Annotated in this window: 21 protein-coding genes and 1 pseudogene; 9 read left to right on the plus strand and 13 right to left on the minus strand. The window is 69.0% G+C overall.

The features are described from left to right. Positions 1-4: 4 nt before the first annotated feature. The 7 genes from G7Y85_RS00305 to G7Y85_RS00335 all read left to right on the plus strand — a co-directional run bounded on the left by G7Y85_RS00305 (position 5) and on the right by G7Y85_RS00335 (position 5,948). Positions 5-2,215 (plus strand): heavy metal translocating P-type ATPase, encoded by a 2,211-nt coding sequence (locus G7Y85_RS00305; protein WP_166250622.1) that lies wholly within the window; start codon positions 5-7, stop codon positions 2,213-2,215. A gap of 3 nt (positions 2,216-2,218) precedes the next feature. After that, the gene (gene ccoS, locus G7Y85_RS00310) at positions 2,219-2,362 is read left to right on the plus strand and encodes a cbb3-type cytochrome oxidase assembly protein CcoS (protein WP_166250623.1); all 144 of its coding nucleotides are present in this window, start codon (positions 2,219-2,221) and stop codon (positions 2,360-2,362) included. A 60-nt stretch (positions 2,363-2,422) separates the two neighbouring features. Further along, on the plus strand, positions 2,423-2,764 hold the full coding sequence (locus G7Y85_RS00315; protein WP_174839723.1) for a TraR/DksA family transcriptional regulator: 342 nt from the start codon (positions 2,423-2,425) through the stop codon (positions 2,762-2,764). Between the two features lie 16 nt (positions 2,765-2,780). After that, a complete protein-coding gene (locus G7Y85_RS00320; protein WP_166250624.1) occupies positions 2,781-3,404 on the plus strand; it encodes a sulfite exporter TauE/SafE family protein in 624 nt (207 codons plus the stop codon). Next, the gene (locus tag G7Y85_RS00325; protein ID WP_166250625.1) at positions 3,401-3,757 is read left to right on the plus strand and encodes a thioredoxin family protein; all 357 of its coding nucleotides are present in this window, start codon (positions 3,401-3,403) and stop codon (positions 3,755-3,757) included. Before G7Y85_RS00320 ends, G7Y85_RS00325 begins: the two co-directional genes overlap by 4 nt. A gap of 62 nt (positions 3,758-3,819) precedes the next feature. Continuing rightward, positions 3,820-5,337 (plus strand): PAS domain-containing sensor histidine kinase, encoded by a 1,518-nt coding sequence (locus tag G7Y85_RS00330; protein WP_166250626.1) that lies wholly within the window; start codon positions 3,820-3,822, stop codon positions 5,335-5,337. Next, positions 5,334-5,948, plus strand: a complete 615-nt coding sequence (locus G7Y85_RS00335) for a response regulator transcription factor (protein WP_166250627.1) — start codon at positions 5,334-5,336, stop codon at positions 5,946-5,948. The genes G7Y85_RS00330 and G7Y85_RS00335 overlap by 4 nt, the downstream gene beginning before the upstream one ends. A gap of 28 nt (positions 5,949-5,976) precedes the next feature. On the opposite strand, the gene G7Y85_RS00340 is transcribed toward G7Y85_RS00335, so the two are convergent. From G7Y85_RS00340 to G7Y85_RS00355, 4 genes are all read right to left on the minus strand, one after another. Then, on the minus strand, positions 5,977-6,243 hold the full coding sequence (locus G7Y85_RS00340) for a hypothetical protein (protein WP_166250628.1): 267 nt from the start codon (positions 6,241-6,243) through the stop codon (positions 5,977-5,979). 113 nt (positions 6,244-6,356) lie between these two features. Further along, positions 6,357-7,112 carry a Crp/Fnr family transcriptional regulator gene (locus G7Y85_RS00345; RefSeq protein WP_166250629.1) on the minus strand — a complete coding sequence of 252 codons (756 nt, stop codon included), beginning with the start codon at positions 7,110-7,112 and terminating at the stop codon, positions 6,357-6,359. Between the two features lie 246 nt (positions 7,113-7,358). Continuing rightward, positions 7,359-7,904 carry a BON domain-containing protein gene (locus tag G7Y85_RS00350; RefSeq protein ID WP_166250630.1) on the minus strand — a complete coding sequence of 182 codons (546 nt, stop codon included), beginning with the start codon at positions 7,902-7,904 and terminating at the stop codon, positions 7,359-7,361. 85 nt (positions 7,905-7,989) lie between these two features. Continuing rightward, positions 7,990-8,193, minus strand: a complete 204-nt coding sequence (locus G7Y85_RS00355; protein ID WP_166250631.1) for a hypothetical protein — start codon at positions 8,191-8,193, stop codon at positions 7,990-7,992. 143 nt (positions 8,194-8,336) lie between these two features. Here G7Y85_RS00355 and G7Y85_RS00360 point away from each other — a divergent pair, with 143 nt between their 5' ends. After that, positions 8,337-8,873 carry a flavodoxin family protein gene (locus G7Y85_RS00360; protein WP_166250632.1) on the plus strand — a complete coding sequence of 179 codons (537 nt, stop codon included), beginning with the start codon at positions 8,337-8,339 and terminating at the stop codon, positions 8,871-8,873. A 6-nt stretch (positions 8,874-8,879) separates the two neighbouring features. Here the strand turns inward: G7Y85_RS00360 and G7Y85_RS00365 are convergent, their stop codons facing one another. The 4 genes and pseudogenes from G7Y85_RS00365 to G7Y85_RS20555 form a co-directional block, all read right to left on the minus strand. Beyond that, positions 8,880-9,836, minus strand: a complete 957-nt coding sequence (locus tag G7Y85_RS00365; protein ID WP_166250633.1) for a universal stress protein — start codon at positions 9,834-9,836, stop codon at positions 8,880-8,882. A 119-nt stretch (positions 9,837-9,955) separates the two neighbouring features. Beyond that, positions 9,956-10,912, minus strand: coding sequence for a ribose-phosphate diphosphokinase (locus tag G7Y85_RS00370; protein ID WP_166250634.1), 957 nt, complete (start codon positions 10,910-10,912; stop codon positions 9,956-9,958). Further along, positions 10,909-12,420 carry a thymidine phosphorylase family protein gene (locus G7Y85_RS20550; RefSeq protein ID WP_166251756.1) on the minus strand — a complete coding sequence of 504 codons (1,512 nt, stop codon included), beginning with the start codon at positions 12,418-12,420 and terminating at the stop codon, positions 10,909-10,911. Before G7Y85_RS20550 ends, G7Y85_RS00370 begins: the two co-directional genes overlap by 4 nt. A 27-nt stretch (positions 12,421-12,447) precedes the next feature. Next, positions 12,448-13,857: pseudogene (locus G7Y85_RS20555) on the minus strand (MBL fold metallo-hydrolase RNA specificity domain-containing protein); the annotation flags it as partial. Between the two features lie 233 nt (positions 13,858-14,090). On the opposite strand from G7Y85_RS20555, the gene G7Y85_RS00380 reads away from it, so the two are divergent. After that, a complete protein-coding gene (locus tag G7Y85_RS00380) occupies positions 14,091-14,447 on the plus strand; it encodes a carboxymuconolactone decarboxylase family protein (protein ID WP_166250635.1) in 357 nt (118 codons plus the stop codon). A gap of 37 nt (positions 14,448-14,484) precedes the next feature. Here the strand turns inward: G7Y85_RS00380 and G7Y85_RS00385 are convergent, their stop codons facing one another. The 5 genes from G7Y85_RS00385 to cydB are packed head-to-tail and all read right to left on the minus strand — an operon-like array spanning position 14,485 to position 16,929. Further along, positions 14,485-14,892 (minus strand): DUF6691 family protein, encoded by a 408-nt coding sequence (locus G7Y85_RS00385; protein ID WP_166250636.1) that lies wholly within the window; start codon positions 14,890-14,892, stop codon positions 14,485-14,487. After that, positions 14,889-15,329, minus strand: coding sequence for a YeeE/YedE family protein (locus tag G7Y85_RS00390; protein ID WP_166250637.1), 441 nt, complete (start codon positions 15,327-15,329; stop codon positions 14,889-14,891). Before G7Y85_RS00390 ends, G7Y85_RS00385 begins: the two co-directional genes overlap by 4 nt. 34 nt (positions 15,330-15,363) lie before the next feature. Then, positions 15,364-15,657 (minus strand): cyd operon YbgE family protein, encoded by a 294-nt coding sequence (locus G7Y85_RS00395; RefSeq protein ID WP_166250638.1) that lies wholly within the window; start codon positions 15,655-15,657, stop codon positions 15,364-15,366. Further along, positions 15,654-15,776, minus strand: coding sequence for a cytochrome bd-I oxidase subunit CydX (gene cydX / locus G7Y85_RS00400; protein WP_166250639.1), 123 nt, complete (start codon positions 15,774-15,776; stop codon positions 15,654-15,656). The genes G7Y85_RS00395 and cydX overlap by 4 nt, the downstream gene beginning before the upstream one ends. Before the next feature lie 16 nt (positions 15,777-15,792). After that, on the minus strand, positions 15,793-16,929 hold the full coding sequence (gene cydB, locus G7Y85_RS00405) for a cytochrome d ubiquinol oxidase subunit II (protein ID WP_166250640.1): 1,137 nt from the start codon (positions 16,927-16,929) through the stop codon (positions 15,793-15,795). Positions 16,930-16,935 lie beyond the last annotated feature (6 nt).

Here is a 16,935-nt window from a genome sequence, read left to right on the forward strand (position 1 = left end):
GCTCGTGGCTGCCGTCGGCCTGTCACCGTGGTCGGTCTACGATCGGCCCGAGCTGCGCGACAGCGTCAGCCAGCCGAGCGCCGGCAACAGCCGCGAGGCCCTGCTCGGCGTCGACGGCGTGCATTGCGCCGCGTGCGTCAGCCGCGTCGAGCGCCTGCTCGCGCCGCTGGTCACGCAGGTCCACGTCAATCTCGCGGCGCGCACGCTGCAGTTCCGCTTCGACCCGGAACGGGTCAGCTTGTCGAGCGTGTTGGCGGCGCTCGATGCCGCCGGCTTCGAGCCGCAGGTGCTGGCCCAGGACGCGCGCCTGACGGCGCGCCGCGCTGCCGCACGCGAGCAGCTGGCGCGGATCGGCGTCGCGGCGCTGTGCGCGATGCAGGTGATGATGCTGGCCTGGCCGTTCTACGGCAACGATGGCAGTGTCATCGAGCCGGCGATGGCACAACTGCTGCGATCGACGCAATGGCTGCTGGCGACGCCGGCCGTGTTCTACGCGGGCTGGCCGTTTCTCGCCGGTGCCGCACGCACATTGCGCGCCGGACGCGTCGACATGGACGTGCCGATCGCCCTGTCGCTGCTGATCGCCTACGGCGCCTCCGCGGCAAACGTGCTGCGCGGCGAGGGCATTCTGTATTTCGATTCGGCGACCATGTTCGTGCTGCTGCTGTCGGGAGCACGCTACCTCGAAAGCCGCTCGCGCATTGCCGCCGGCGGCCATCTGCGGCGCCTGGTCGGTGCGCGCAAGCTGACCGCGGTGCGGGTCGGCGAGCACGGTGACGAGACCCTGCCGCTGGCCAGCATCGCGATCGGCGATGTGCTGCGTGTCGTGCCCGGCGAGGCGGTGCCGGTCGACGGTGAACTGCTCGACGTCGCCGCCGAACTCGACGAGGCGCTGCTCAGCGGCGAGTCGCGGCCGGTCGTGCGCTGCGCCGGCGAGCGCCTGCTGGCCGGCAGTCTCAATGTCGGCGGCAGTGCCTTGTGTCTGCGCGCCGAATCGCTGGGCGCCGATACCTGGCTGGCGCAGATCACGCACATCCTCGCCGCCGCGCAGCAGGAGCGACCCGCCTACCAGCGCCGGCTGGACCGCTGGGCGGGCATCTTCATCGTCGCTGTCCTGCTGCTTGCCGCGGCCACCGCGCTGTTGTGGTGGCACCTGGATTCCGCGCATGCCTTGTCCGCGGCACTGTCGGTGCTGGTCGCGAGCTGTCCCTGCGCATTGTCGCTGGCGGCGCCGCTGGCGCTCGCGGCCGGCAGCGGACGTCTGGCCGCCGCCGGCGTGCTGGTGGCGAGACCGCAGGCGCTGAGCCGGCTCGCCGCGCTCGACACCGTGGTGTTCGACAAGACCGGCACGCTGACCGAGACCAGCCTCACGGTTGGCGAGGTCGAAGCACTGGCCGAAGTCGATCGCGGGCGCTGCCTGGCGATCTGCGCGGCGCTCGAACGCGGCCTGCTGCATCCGATCGCGCTTGCCTTCCAGTCGCACGATCGAGGTCTGCTCGCCGAGCAGGTCAGCAGCCAGCCGGGACAGGGCGTGGCCGGCGTCATCGACGGCCGGCGCTACTGGCTCGGCGCCGCCGAGAGTGCCCCCGGCGGCCGCTTGCTGCCACAGGCCGATGCCGCGGCGACGCCGCTGTTGCTGCGCCGCGACGAGCAGATGCTGGCGTACATCGAAGTGCTGGCGCCGGTGCGTGCCGATGCCGCGCCGCTGATCGCCGCGCTGCACGAGCAGGACATCGGCGTGCAACTGCTGACCGGCGACGGTGTGCTGCCGGCGAACGCGCTGGCCGACCGGCTCGGCATCGACAAGGTCGACGCCCGCATGCAGCCGGAGGCCAAGCTGGCGCATGTGCGCGAGCTGCAGCGCCAGGGTCATGTGGTGCTCGCGGTCGGCGACGGCATCAACGATGCGCCGCTGCTGGCCGGCGCCGACATCGGCTGTGCCATGCCCGACGGCGCGGCGCTCACCCAGGCGCGCGCCGATCTGCTGCTGGTCGGCAACCGGCTCGGCAGCCTCGCCGCGCTGCGGCACATGGCGCGCATGATCCGTCGCCGCACGATGCAGAACGTCGGCTGGGCGCTGGCGTACAACGCCTTCGTGCTGCCGCTGGCGATCGGTGGCGCGCTGACGCCGTGGCTGGCGGCGCTGGGCATGTCGCTGTCGTCTCTGGTGGTGGTCGTCAACGCGCAGCGCCTGCCGCGTCTGCGTGCGGACTGAGCCGTGGAAATCCTGTTCCTGCTGATTCCGCTCGGCACCGTCTTGCTGGCCGCCGCCGCGTTCGTGCTGGTCTGGGCTGTGCGCAGCGGTCAGTACGACGACCTCGACGAGATCGCGCGCCGCATGCCCGACGACGAGCCGGACTGACCGGGATCAATGCCGCGGCGCCACGCTGCCGCGACACTGTTCCGGCAACGGAGAGCGACCATGAAACACATTGCCATGCCGCAGGATCTGCGCCGCCAGCTCGAAGCGCAGCAGGTGCAATACCGCACGCGCCTGGAACAGCTCGAGCGCGACCGCCGCCGTCAGGGTGTCGCGCTGTCGGCCGACTTCGCCGAGCAGGCCGGTGAACGCGAGAACGATGAAGTGGTCGACGCGCTGAGCGTCGGCACGCAGGTCGCGCTGACGCAGGTCGACCGTGCGCTGCAGCGCGCCGATGCCGGTCTCTGGGGCGTTTGCGAGCGCTGCGGTCGGGCGATCGCCGACGCTCGCCTGCGCAAGATGCCGGAAGCGACACGCTGCACGCGTTGCGCCAGCCGCGACTGAGATGATCGAGCTTGGCATGCCCGCGATGTTTGCCGCCGGTCTGGCGGCGTCCCCGCATTGCAGCCTGATGTGCGGCGCCGTCCAGCAATTGCCTTTGCGCGGTGCCGGTCGCGGCGATGCGCTGCGGGCACTGCTGCCGCTGCACGGCGGACGGATCGGCATGTATGCGGTGCTGGGGGCGCTCGCCGGCGCCGGCGGCCTGAGCCTGCTGCACCTGTTGCCGCCGGCACACGGCGGCGTCCTGCTGCAGCTCGCCGCGGCGACAGCGTTGATCACGATCGGGATTCGTCTCTGGCGTCGACCCACTGCCGCCTGCTGCGTGCCGCGTGCGAACGGTCCCGCCTGGCGACGGTTTCTGCAGGGCGCGCTGTGGGGCTTGATGCCCTGCGCCTGGCTCTATTTCGCGCTCGCCGGCGCCGCGCTCGCGGCCTCGCCGCTGCAGGGGGCCGGTCTGCTGGCGGCGTTCGGCTTCGGCACCACGCCGCTGCTGGCCGCGTCCGGATGGACCTTCGCCGGATTTGGCCGGCTGCGCAGTTCGCCACGGCTGGCCGCCGGCTTGATGCTCGGCGTCGGACTCGCCGGCTTCGCGGTGACGGCGGCGATGCCGGCCATGGGTGCGTTCTGGTGCCAGCCGCAATGAATGTCGCCGGCAGTCCATCGCCGATCGCCGAACTGCGTGTCGACGACTTCAGCGTGCAGAGCGCCGATGCGGAAGCGCCGCTGGTCGTGCATTTCTGGGCGCCATGGTGCGCGCCGTGCGCGATGCTCAAGCCGGTGTTCGAACAGGCCGCGGCGATGCGCGGCGATCTGCGCTTCGCGAGTTGCGACATCGACGAGCAGCCCGAGCTGGCACGCGAGCTGGCGATCCGGAACCTGCCGACCCTGGCGATCTACCACCGCGGTCTGGAACGTGCACGGATCAGCGGCACGATGCGGCTCGGCTCGCTGCTCGACTGGTTCGACCGTCATCGCGTGAGCGCGCAAGCCGGCTGAGCGGTGACGCGGTGCCGCCGCCGATCGCGGCCACGCTAAGATGCGCGCAGCCCGGAACCGTCATGCCCGAAAGCACACCGCCCGCGATTGCCCACGACCCGCTGCGTGCCTTGCTGCAGGCGGCGGTCGATGCCATCGTGCTGATCGACGAGCGTGGCCGCATCACCGCGTTCAGCCGCTCGGCGGAAAAACTGTTCGGCTATCGCGCCGCCGAGGTCGTCGGCGAGAACGTCAACGTGCTGATGCCCGAACCCTATCGCGGCGAGCACGACGGCTACATCGAGAGCTACGAGAACACCGGCAAGCGCCGCATCATCGGCATCGGCCGCGAGGTCGTGGCGCGGCGCAAGGACGGCAGCACGTTTCCCATCGATCTGTCGGTCGGCGAATACGCGACCGAAGGCCTGCGCGGCTTCGTCGGCATCCTGCGTGACATCACCGAACGCAAACATCAGGAAGCACTGCAGCGACGCAACAGCGAGGAGCTGCGCCTGATCTTCGAGTTCGCGCCGACGGCGATGACGACCACCGATCTGCAAGGCCACATCCTGCGAGCCAATCGCGCCTGTGCGGAGCTGCTCGGTCGCGACATCGATGCCTTGCGCGGCCATCGCCATGTCGACCTCATGCACGCCGACGACCGGCCGCGCGCGATCGCCGGACTCAGCCTGATCAGCGACCAGGGCGGCGAGTGGCGGCAGGAGCTGCGCTATCGCTGCGCCGACGGTTCGGAACTGACGGTGCTGCACTACAGCGCCGCGGTCACCGACGGCGACGGTCGGCCGCAGCAGATCATCAGCGAACTGGTCGACCGCAGCGCCCTGCTGGCCGCCAATCGCGAAGCCGATGCGCTGCGCGAGCGTCTGATGCATGCCAGCCGCATCGGCCAGCTCGGCGAGATGGTCAGCGGCATCGCACACGAAGTGAACCAGCCGCTGACCGCGATCGCCAACTACGCCAGTGCCTGCCGGCGCCTGCTGCAGAGCGGGCAGGCGACACCCGCAGAACTGGCGACGCCGCTCGACAGGATCGCCGCGCAGGCCGAACGTGCCGGCCAGGTGATTCGGGGGCTGCGCACGCTGGCGCGCCGGCAGGACAGCCAGCGCCGACCGCTCGACGTCAATCAGCTGGTGCGCGAAGTCCTGCCGCTCGTGGAATTCGAGGCGCGCCAGTCCGGTGTCCGTCTGCGTTCCTGGCTGGGCGAGAAACTGCCGCCGGTGGGCGGTGACGCCGTGCAGATCCAGCAGGTGCTGCTGAACCTGATCCGCAATGCCGTCGAGGCCGTGGCCGCTGCCGGGCCCGGCGACATCGTCGATGTCGTGACCGTCTGCAACGAGGCGCAGCGCGTCGAGATCCAGGTTGCCGATCGCGGGCCGGGCATTGCCGCCGAAGCCGTGGCGCGATTGTTCGAGCCGTTCTACACGACCAAGCCGCAAGGCATGGGCCTGGGGTTGTCGATCTGCGAATCGATCGCCAACGCGCATGGCGGCGAACTGAGCTATTACTGCAACGAGTACGGCGGCGCGACCTTCGCACTGCGCCTGCCGGCCATGGTCGCCAGCCAGGAGGACATGCGATGAGCGAGGCGCTGGTGTACGTCGTCGACGACGAAGAGGCGATCTGCGACAGCGTCGGCCTGCTGCTGAAGAGCGTGCGGATCGCCTGCCGCAGCTACAGCGATCCCGGCGAGTTTCTTGCGCAGTGGCGCGCCGGCTGGCGCGGCTGTCTGCTGCTCGACGTGCGCATGCCGCGCATGAGCGGCATGGAGGTACATCGCGTGCTCAAGGAGCGCGGCAACCGTCTGCCGGTGATCTTCATGACTGGTCACGGCGATGTGCCGATGGCGGTCGAGGCGATGCGCGCGGGGGCGCTCGATTTCCTGCAGAAGCCGTTCAAGGACGACGAGCTGATCAGCCGCGTGCAGCGCGCACTGGCCCAGGATGCCGAGCAGGCCGCCTCGGCACAGCAGCATTCGGACGTCGAGCGTCGCTACGCCAGCCTGACGCCGCGCGAGCGCGAGATCGCGCGGTGCCTGGTCGACGGCGCGTCGAACAAGGTCATCGCCATCGATCTGGGTCTGTCGGAGCGCACCGTCGAACTGCATCGCGCCCACATCATGCAGAAGATGAATGTCCGCTCGCTCGCGCAACTCGTGCAGCTGCTGATCAGCGTGCAGCCGGACGCCGAATAGAGGGCTTGCGGCTGCAGGCGTCCGGCCTTCAGGTTCCGGGCCGAGGCGCGGGGCGAATCGCGAGCGGACAGTCGGGCTGGGTCGAGCAGGGTGCCGAACCGGCGACACAGACTGCGCCCGGATGATCCGGACAACCCCGCAGCTGGTTCGGCAGTTTCAGCATCTCGTCCGGCAGACCGCCCTGCGACCAGCGGCACAGCATGTCCGGCGAATGCGATTCGATGCTGCCGAGCGGACGCAGGGTTTCGACCGATGCAGCGGTGTCGTCGGTCGGGGTCCGGCGGGCATCATTCATGGCAGGGTTCCGGGTCGCATCGCGGTCTCATGATGCGGCGCGGCGGCGAACGGGGCCTTGACCCCGATCAAGAACGGGGTGCAACCGCGCCGCGAAGCGCAGGTGCACCGGGCTCAGGCCACGCGCGCCAGCGGCTGGAAGCTCTCGGCGACGTCGGCGAGCCGGGCGAGCATCGTGCTGTCGAGCACCTGCACGCTGTTGCCCTCGCAGGCGATCACGCCATCCGTCTGCAGGCGCGTGAACATTCGCGACACCGTTTCGGTTGCCAGGCCCAGGAAACGGCCCACGTCGATGCGGGTCATCGGCAGCGTGAAGCGGTCGATCTGCGCGCCGAACAGACGCCGGCGACGCTGCAGTTGCGCGAGCAGGAACGCGGCGATGCGCACCTGCGCCGTGCGCCGTTCGTCGCGCAGATGTTCCTGCAGTTGGCCGATTTCGCGGCCGAGATCGTCAAGCAGGTGGCTGGCGACGGCCGGCGAGGCGTGCACCTCGCGGCGCAGTGTCGTCAGCGGCACCTGGCAGACCCGTGTCGAGCACAGCGCCACCGCTTCGGTGCCGTGTTCGCGGTTGCCGATCGCGTCGAGGCCGACGCTGTCGCCGGGCAGGCGGAAGGCGACGATTTCCTCTTCGCCGTTGTAGGAGTGACGGCGCGATTTCAAGGCGCCGCTCTGCACGATGTAGACGGCGTCGACCGCATCGCCGGCGCGGAACAGCGGCTGGCCGCGCTGCAGCGTCATGGTCGTGATGCAGGCGTTCTCGCCCTCGGCGCCGACGGCATCCTGGACGCAGGCGCCGAGACAGGCGCTGTGCCGCAGGCAGCTGGTGCACGGCAGCGCAGCGACGGTGTTCGAAACGTTCTGGTTCAGCATGTGGCGGCTCCGGTCCTGATCTGATGTCACTGTAGGCAGGCGCCGAAACAGCCGGTATTCGGGGATTCGCGTAGGCCGATTGCGGCAACTACGTATTGCATCGCGGGCCGGCGCGGTGCGTCGTGCGAGCCGCGCTCGCGGCCGGCCGGCGGCAATCGGCAAGGCGATCCGCGCTGCGCGCGTCGTGCCGCCGGCCGCTGCAGCGCCGACGCTGCGGTCGTTTGACGGATCGGCGGCGCGCGGCCGTCAGCGTCGATCTCCGGCGGCGGTCGCGGCGCCGTGCTCGGCGAGCACGCGGACGGCGACGAATTCGTGCAGCGGCCGGGGCTCGCGGTCGACCGCGTCCGCGGGTTTCAGCAGACCGATGTGGTTGATCACTTCGCGTACACCCTGCAGTTTGCGGACGTCGCGTTCGGCGTCACGTCGCTGATGTTCCCATTCGACCGTGCCGGCCAGCTCGACGACGCCGTGCTCGACGGTGACGTGCACCGTGCCCGGCGACACCATCAGATCCCAGGCGAGCAGGCGCGCCGCGCGGTCGGCGATTTCATCGTCGGCCGTCTTCGGCAGGTCTGCGGGCCGCACGTCGATCTGCTGTGCGATCGCGCGTACGCCCGGCACGCCGCGCGCGGTCATGGCGGCCGCGAGCTTGTCGCGATGGTGATGGACGTGGCCGCTCAGGGTGACCACGCCGTCGCGAACGGCGACACCCAGCACCGACGCGTCGAGATCGGTGCGTGTTCCCAGTGCAGCGAGCACGTTCTGCTGGAGCTTGCGGTCATCGAGTTTCATCGCGGTCCCCGTCTGGCATGGCGCCAGTGTGCCGGCACGGCCACGCCTGTCCCTTGATCCGGATCAAGTTGCCGGCCACCGCCGCTCAGGGTTCGTCGTCGTCGCCGGCCTCGATCAGTCCCCAGCGGACGCGGCCATCGTGACCGATGCGTTCGCGTTGCAGAACGGCCTCGAAGCCGCACTGCGGACAACGGACCGCGGCGCCGTCATGGCGCGCTCCGGCCGACAGCACGATGTCGGCATTGCAGGCAGGGCAGCTCAGGACTTCGGATGGCCGGGTGAGAGGCATGCGGGTTCTCGTTGCGGGCGCGGCTGGCGCGCTGTGTCGATACCCTGGCACCCGGCGATGGCAGCCGCCTTGACCGCGATCAATGCCGGCCGACGCGGCGCAGACGACGCTGCGTATCGGTCCAACTCGTCTGGAAAATACCCGTGAGCAACACATTGCTGGTGTTCTATTCGCGCAGCGGAACGACGCGTGCACTGGCGTGCCGGCTGGCGCGCGAGCTCGATGCCGATCTCGAGGAAATCCGCGAGCGGCATGATCGCAAGGGCTGGCGCGGCTTTCTGCGCAGCCTGTTCGAATCGCTGTCCGGCCGCGATCCGGCCATCGTCCCGTGTCGCTTCAAGCCCGCCGACTACGCACTGGTTGTCGTCGGTACGCCGGTCTGGGCGGAACGACCGGCCGGTCCGGTGCGTCGCTATCTGCTCGATCACGAAGCCGAGCTCAATCATGTGGCGTTTTTCTGCACCTACAGCCACAACGGCGCCGCGGCGCTGGCCGAGATGGCCGACATCGTCGACTGCGAGCCGATCGCGACCCTGATGCTGAGCGGTCCCGAAGTCGAGGCCGGCGACAGCGGACAGTCCGCGCGCTTCGTGTCCGAGGTCTTCGGCAGTGTGCGCTGGGGGATCGAGAATCGGCGGTTCGAGCGCATCATGCCGGTCGCGCCGGCGCGATGCGCCTGACCGCGATCACGCGCTCGCCATCAGGTCCGCGTGTGCCTGTTCGGCGAGCAGCGTCGCCAGACCTTGCGGTTTGACCGCCAGCACGTCGCAGGGCAGGTGCTGGAGGATGGTTTCGGCCGTGCTGCCCATCAGCAGACGTTCGAGACGGCTGCGATGCGTCGTGCCCAGCACGATCACGTCGGCACTGCTCTCGGTCGCGAAATCGAACAGCGCCAGCCCCGGCGGGCCGTGCAGGAAGTGCCGGCGCTCTGTCGGCACGCCGTAGCGCTGTGCGAAGGCATCGAAGGCGTCGTGATGCAGGCGATACAGCGTGTCGTACAGGTCACCGGACAGCGCCGGCACCATCGCGGGCGCCATGGTTTCGAGCGGTGCGATGGCCTGGAACGCGTAGGCCAGGTGCAATTCGGCGTTGCTGGCATAGGCCAGGGCCAGGGCCTGTTCGACGATGCGGGCGTTGAGGGGATCGTCGCCGCCGGCCAGCGCGTCGATCGCGACGATGATGCGCTTCGGAGCGATGTGCTCGGTGTTGACCAGCAGCAGCGGCGCCGGACAGCGGCGCAGCAGGGTCCAGTCGAGCGGTGTCATCAGCACGCGGCGGATGCCGCCGTGCAGGTCGATGTCCTTGACCACGAGGTCGGCGTGCCACTCCACCGCGTGCAGGATGATTTCCTCGGCCGGACGCTTGGTCCAGACCGCTTCGCTGGTGACTTTCAGGCCGGTTTCGCAAAGCTCGGCGGCCTGTTCGCCCAACCAGTCGCGGCGTTCGCGCAGGAACGCCTCGTGCAGCATCGCGACATCGTCATGGCGCAGATGGCCGACCATGTCGAGCGTGCTGTTGTGGTCGAGCAGCAGCAGATGCAGGGCCGCGCCGGTTTCACGCGCCAGCCACACCGCCTGTTCCATCGCCGGTGAGCGCTTCATGTCCCTGCCGGCGATCAGCAATATGCGTTGATAGGTTTTCATCGTCGCTCTCCTTCGCTTCCCGTTCCAGACCGGTCGTGGACGCAGCATGCGGGTGCCTCGGGCACCGCGCGTTGACGCCGGTCAAACCCGCGCAAGCGGGTGCCGGTGCCGGCCGGCTTTCAGGCGTTTTCCGGCTGCCGTCCGGCCGGCGCCGCCGTCGGTACCGTGGGCTCCGAGGCATCGTGCAGCATGCGCGCGACCGCCTCCGCGAGTTGCGGATGCAGATCGATGACGTTGGACGCATGGGCAACGGTGTTGCAGCTGAGTACGCGGCCGGCCCCGGCGGCGATCAGATCGTGGTAGGCGTCGCCGACAAACAGCGCGTGCACGGCGATGCAGACCGGATCGAGGTAGTCGTGCCGCTGCAGCAATTTCAGTGCGCCGATCATCGTCGCCGCGGTCGACGCGATGTCGTCGACGATGATGGCGCGCCGGTCCGTGTGCGTGGCGAGCTGGCGTACGGTCTGGCGGACCTCGGCATCGCCGAGACGTGATTTGTCGAGACACACGAACGGGCAGTCGAGACGCGCGGCGACGGTCGCCAGCCATTGCCCGCTCTCGGCGTCGGGCCCGATCAGCAGCGGCCGCTCGACAAGATGTGCCGCAATCCAGTCGGCGATCTGCGGCGCGGCGTCGACGATGCGCGTCGGTATCGCGAAGATCTCGCGCAGTTCGCGAATGCGGTGCAGATGGGGATCGACCGTGATCAGACCGTCGAACAGCGTGCCGAGCCAGTGCGCATATTGCCGCGCCAGGACACCGGTCCCCGGTTCGAACGCAAGATCCTGGCGCATGTAGGCGAGGTACGGCGCGAGCAGCAGGATGCGCCGCGCGCCCTGTTCTCGCAGCGTGGCGGCGGCAAACTGCAGCAGCGCCATCTGCTCGTCCGGGTGCGCGAGCGTCGCCGCCAGCACGATGTCGCGGCCGGCGACGGGCGTCAGCACGCGCAGGCTCGTTTCGCCATCGGCGAAGCGGCGGATCGCCAACCTGCCGCTGTCCAGATGCAGTTCGGCGGCGATGGCCCGCGCCAGCACCGCATTGCCGGGCAGTGCGAAAATCAAGGGTGTGCCGTTCATGTGGATTCCGTATCGAAAGTGAAGACGTCGCCGTGACTGTCCGCGTAGGCGCTGGCATAAGCCAGTTCACCCGGCGATTCGGCGTGCAGCGTGAACAGCGGCTCCCCGCGCTCGACGCGGCTTCCGAGATGTCGATGCAACTCGACGCCGGCGGCCGGCGCGCGCGGTGCGCCGGCGAGCTTGGCGATACGGGCCAGGCGTCGGTTGTCGATGGCCGTGATCGCGCCGCCCTGCGCTGCGACGAAGACCTTGCGGTAGCTCGCCATCGGCGGCTGACGCATGGCGGCGCCGCTGCCCAATGTCGCGCGTGCCAGTGCGACGCCATCTCCGGCTGCGCTGCGGCCGCCCATTTCGAGCAGGGCGCCGGCGAGGCGCAAGGCGCGTTCGCGCAGATCGGCCGGCGCGTCGGCGGCGTTGCGCAGGACGGCGAGCACGTCGATTGCCTCGAGTGCGGGACCGATGCCGCGACCGACCGGCTGCAGGCCGTCGGTCTGCATGATCCGCGTTGCCAGACCCAGCGCGTCGCCGACTGCCTGCAGGCGTTGCGCGATCTCGTCGGCCGCCTGCGTCGACCGCAGCTTCGCGGTCGGGCCTACCGGAATCTCCACCAGCAGGCTGTTCGAACCGGCCGCCAGCTTTTTCGACAGGATCGAAGCCACCAACTGGCCGGCACTGTCGAAGTCGAGTGGACGTTCGACCCGGATCAGCATGTCGTCCACCGGGCTCAGCGCCATGCCGCCGCCCCAGACCACGCAACCGCCCTCGCGCTCGACGACGCGTCGCATGCTGGCCACGTCGAGTGCAACCGGCGCCAGCATCTCCATGGTGTCGGCGGTGCCGGCCGGCGAGGTGATCGCCCGCGATGACGTCTTGGGAATCATCAGACCGCAGGCCGCGACGATCGCGACCACGATCGGGGTCGTCCGATTGCCTGGCAGGCCGCCGACACAATGCTTGTCGAGCACCAGCGGCGCCGCCCAGCGCAGGCGTTGTCCGCTGTCGGTCATCGCGCGCGTCAGGGCGATTGTTTCGTCGTGCGACAGCTTGCTGCCGCCGCAGGCCGTGATGAAGGCGGCGAGTTCGAGCCCGGAATAGCGGCCGGCGCTGATGTCGCGAATGATCGCGTCGATGCCGTCATCGCTGAAGGACCGGCCATACACCTTGCCGCGGACCGCGGCGAAGGACTCCACCGGCTCGGGATGCGAGATCACGACTTCGGCGCCCTCGTGGGCCGCCAGCGCGTTCCATGCAGCCTCCGAGAGTCCGGCCTGCGTGTCGTCGAGCAAAGGGGCGTCCACGGTGTACAGCGTTGCCACCAGCGACCGCGCGCCGATTTCGAGCTTGACCCGCGATTGCGACTCGAAACCTTCGGAGCGACAGATCGGCGCATCGGCGCGCAGGAAGACCACCGGTTCCTGATAGGTGTCGACGCCGAAGCGATGGGCGCGCAGGCGGTTGGCGAACGGAGCCTGCACGGCGTTCGCGGATGCGGCGCGCTTCAGCTCCACGGTCTGCAGATGCTCCGGCACCGAAACTCGCCAGCCATACCGGTGCTCGATCTGCTGTCGCAGCGCGTCGGCTGCCGACGGCTCGCCATGCGTCACGAACACGGCCTGCGGCGCGCGTTCGAAATGGCTGAGCCAGTCGAGAATCTCACTGGCGTCGGCGTGTGCCGACAGATTGTCGATGCTCGCGATCTCGGCGCGCACCGCGACGTATTGGCCGTGGATGCGGATCGACCTGGCACCGCCCAGCAGGGCGGCGCCGCGGGTGCCGCCGGCCTGGAAACCGACCAGCAGGATGGTGTTCGCGGCGTCGCCGGCGAATGCCTTGAGGTGATGGACGACGCGGCCGCCGGTTGCCATGCCGCTGCCGGCAATGATGATCATCGGGCCGCCGCGTTCGTTGAGGCGCTTCGATTCCTCGACGGTGTTGACGATGTGCGCGACCTTGCCGAGCGCGGCGCACTGCGCGGCATCGAGGCGGTGCTCGCCGAGGTGCGTCCGGTACAGCGTCGTGACGTCGGCCGCCATCGGGCTGTTGAGGTAGACCGGCAGATCGGCCGGGATCGCGCCGCTGCGCCTGAGGCGGTCGATGCCGAACAGCAGCTCCTGGGCGCGGCCGACCGCGAACGACGGAATCACCAGCACGCCGCCGCGCGCGGCAGTACGGCGTATGACCTCGGCGAGCTGCGCGAACGGATCGACAATTTCGTGATGGCGGTTGCCGTAGGTCGATTCGACGACCAGCCAGTCGGTTTCGGAGACCGCCGCGGGCGCGTGCAGCAGGGGATCATGCGGTCGCCCGAGGTCGCCGCTGAACAGGATCGTGCCGTCGGCATGGCCGAGCCGCAGCATCGACGCACCGAGGATGTGGCCGGCCGGCAGCAGACGCGCCAGGAAGCCCGGCGCCGGCCGGAAATCGGTATCGAATGCCTGCGGCGTGAAGTGTTCGAGCGCCGTCATGGCGTCGGCTTCGGTGTAGAGGGGCAGCGCCGGTTTGTGCCGGGACAGATGATGGCGGTTCGCGAAGTCCGCCTCTTCCTCCTGCAGTCGACCGCTGTCCGGCAGCATGATCCGGCACAGGTCGTAGGTCGCCTCGCTGCACAGGATGCGGCCGCGATAGCCGTAGCGAACCAGAATGGGCAGATAACCGGAGTGATCGATGTGTGCGTGCGTCAGCAGCACCGCGTCGAGCTCCGCCGGTGGTGTCGGCAGCGGTGCCCGGTTGCGCAGGCGCAGCTGCTTGTAGCCCTGAAACAGACCGCAGTCGACCAGCAGACGGCTGTGCGCATCGCTGACCAGATACTTCGAGCCGGTGACGGTGCCGGCCGCACCCAGAAACTGCAGTTGCATGATCGCTCCCGGAGTCGTCGGCACAGCGTGCATCCGGCGCGCCTGCGACATGTTGATGAGGATCAAGTCCGATCCGGCTTTGACCGGCATCAATGCACGGCCGCGGCGCGGCTGTTGCACTGACGCCGCTGTCAGCCGGCGGATCGCGTCATGCAAGGCGTCGATGCGAAACCGCAAGGCGTGCGTGCGGCCCGACGAAGGCCTGCGTCAACAGCTTGCCGTGCGTGCCGTCAGCCCGCACCGAAGCATGCGGGCGCGGCATCCGGATGGCGCAGCGCGACGTCGGTGGACGGCTCCATTGCCGCGACCAGGAATGCATCGACATGAGCAAGAACTATCCCGACATCATTCGTTCGACATCGGCGCAGATGGCCGAATTGCGGACCGGCATTCCCGAGGTCAGCAAGGGATTCACGTCGCTCGCGCAGGCGGCGACCCGCGACGGAGCGCTGGATCGCAAGACCAAGGAGCTGATCGCGCTCGCGCTCGGCGTCGCGGCACATTGCGACGCCTGCATCGGGTTCCACGTACAGGCGCTGGTGCGTGCGAACGTCACTCGCGCCGAGCTTGAAGAAGCACTCGGTGTGGCGATCTACATGGGCGGCGGACCGTCGCTGATGTACGCCGCCGACGCGCTTGCTGCCTACGAACAGTTCGCACCGACGGCGTCGGACACCTGAGTGCCACCGGCACGCACCGGGCCGCGCGGTGTGATGCTCAGCGCATCAGACGCCGCTGCAGCCACATGCCGGCGACCATGGCGACGCAGAACAGCAGGGTCGCCGGATGCAGGGCCGACAGTGCCGCGATCGCGGGGCCGGGGCAGTAGCCGGCGATGCCCCAGCCGACGCCGAACAGCACGGCGCCGACGATCAGCCGCTTGTCGATGTCATTGCGCGTCGGAATCTGGAATGCGAGATCGAACAGCGGTCGGTCGCGGCGGCGCGCCAGCGCGAACGCCGGGAATGCCACCAGCAGGCCGCCGCCCATGACGAATGCCAGGCTGGGATCCCAGACGCCGGCGAGATCGAGAAAGCCGAGCACTTTCTGCGGCTGCACCATGCCGCCGATCGTCAGGCCGGCACCGAACAGCAGACCCGCCAGCAGGCCGATGAGATTTTTCATGCGAGCCCCGGCAGATGGCGGATCAGATAGACGGTGACGAAGCCGGCGGCCATGAAGGTCGCCGTCGCCAGCAGGGAGCGTGGTGACAGGCGGCTGATGCCGCAGATGCCGTGACCGGAAGTGCAGCCGCTGCCGAGCCGGGTGCCGAAGCCGACCAGCAGGCCGGCGACCACGATCATCCCGGCATTGACGGTCGGGGCTGCAGCGCGAAGTTCGGGTCGCAGCCAGCCGACGATCAGCGGCGCGAGTATCAGGCCCAGCACGAACAGCGCGCGCCAGCCGCGGTCGGGGCCGCGCTCGAACAGCAGATTGCCGGCGATGCCGCTGATGCCGGCGATGCGCCCGCTGCCGATCAGCAGCAGCGCGGCCGACAGGCCGATCAGCAGTCCGCCGGCAAGGCCGAGCAGCCAGCTGTAAGGGTCGATGATGATCTGCATTCGCGGTTCTCCGGAGCCGGCGCCAGTATGGGGCTCAACGAGGGGTGAGGAACAGGCGCAGCGCGGCCATCGACAGTGCCAGTGCACAGGCGCGGCCCGAGAGCAGAACGCGCGCCGGACGATACCGGGGCACGAAGCCGACGCCACGCACGATGCCGGCCGCCATGGCCCAGCCCGCCAGAGTCGCCCCCAGATGATCGGCGCGTCCGTCGCCGTCGATCAGCACGCGCGGATCGGCGGTCAGACCGAACATCAGGGCCAGACCGACGAGCAGGGGCAGCCATGCCAGCGTGGTGGGCGTGGCCGAAGGCGGCAATGCCGTCTTCATGGCGCGGCGGAATCCTCGTCGGCTGCGCGGCGCGCAACTTCGTTCTCGCCCCAGATGGCATTGAGGATCGCGAGCAGAACCGCGAAGCCGACACCCAGTACCCAGGTCAGATACCACATGCTTGTTCTCCGGTTTTCAGTACGCGCTGTGCGTATTGCGTTCGATGTCGGTCGCCGTCACCTTGCCGCGCATCACGCGGTAGGCCCAGGCGGTATAGAACACGATCAGCGGCATGAAGATCAGCACTGCCCACAGCATGATGGACAGCGTCAGCCGGCTCGAGGTGCTGTCCCAGACCGTCAGACTCGCATCCGGCTGTGACGACGACGGCATCAGGAACGGGAACATCGAAACGCCGGCGGTGCCGATCACGCCGGCCAAAGCCAGAGCCGAGGCCACGAACGCGATGCCGCTGCGGCCGGCGCGCAACAGCAGCAGCGCGGCAATCGTGCCCAGATAGGCGAGCATCGGCACCAGCATCGTCGCCGGCACGAGCCGGTAGTTGGCGAACCAGCCGCCGCTGCGTCGCACGACGGTCTTGGCGAGCGGATCGGGCAGGGCCGACGGATCGACGATCGACGTGATGGCATAGCCGTCGATGCGCAGCAGGCACAGGCCGGCGGCCGTGAACCCGAGCAGCAGCACGAGACCGGCGCCACAGGCGGCGCGGCGTGCACGTGCGGCGATCACGCCTTCCGTGCGATGCGTCAGATAGATCGCGCCGTGCAGCAGGATCATCGCACTGCTGACCACGCCGCAGAGCAGGGCAAACGGGTTCAGCAGCTGCCAGAACGAACCGGTATAGGTGGACACGAGATTGTCGTCGAACCGGAACGGCACGCCCTGCAGCAGATTGCCGAACGCCACGCCGAAGATCAGCGGCGGCACCGTGCCGCCGACGAACAGGCCCCAGTCCCAGGTCGAGCGCCAGCGTGGATCGTGGATCTTGCTGCGGTAGTCGAAGCCGACCGGGCGGAAGAACAGCGCCCAGAGCACCGCCAGCATCGCCCAGTAGAAGCCGGAGAACGCGGTCGCGTAGATCAGTGGCCAGGCGGCGAAGATCGCGCCGCCGCCGGTGATGAACCAGACCTGGTTGCCGTCCCAGTGGGGGCCGACGGTATTGATCACCACACGGCGCTCGATGTCGTTGCGGCCGACAAAGGGCAGCAGGCTGCCGACGCCCATGTCGTGTCCGTCCATCACCGCGAAGCCGACCAGCAGGACGCCGACCAGCAGCCACCAGATCAGTTTGAGAACTTCGTAGTCGAGCATGGTTTC

This window comes from Solimonas terrae (assembly GCF_011067135.1).
Classification (GTDB): Bacteria; Pseudomonadota; Gammaproteobacteria; order Nevskiales; family Nevskiaceae; genus Solimonas; species Solimonas terrae.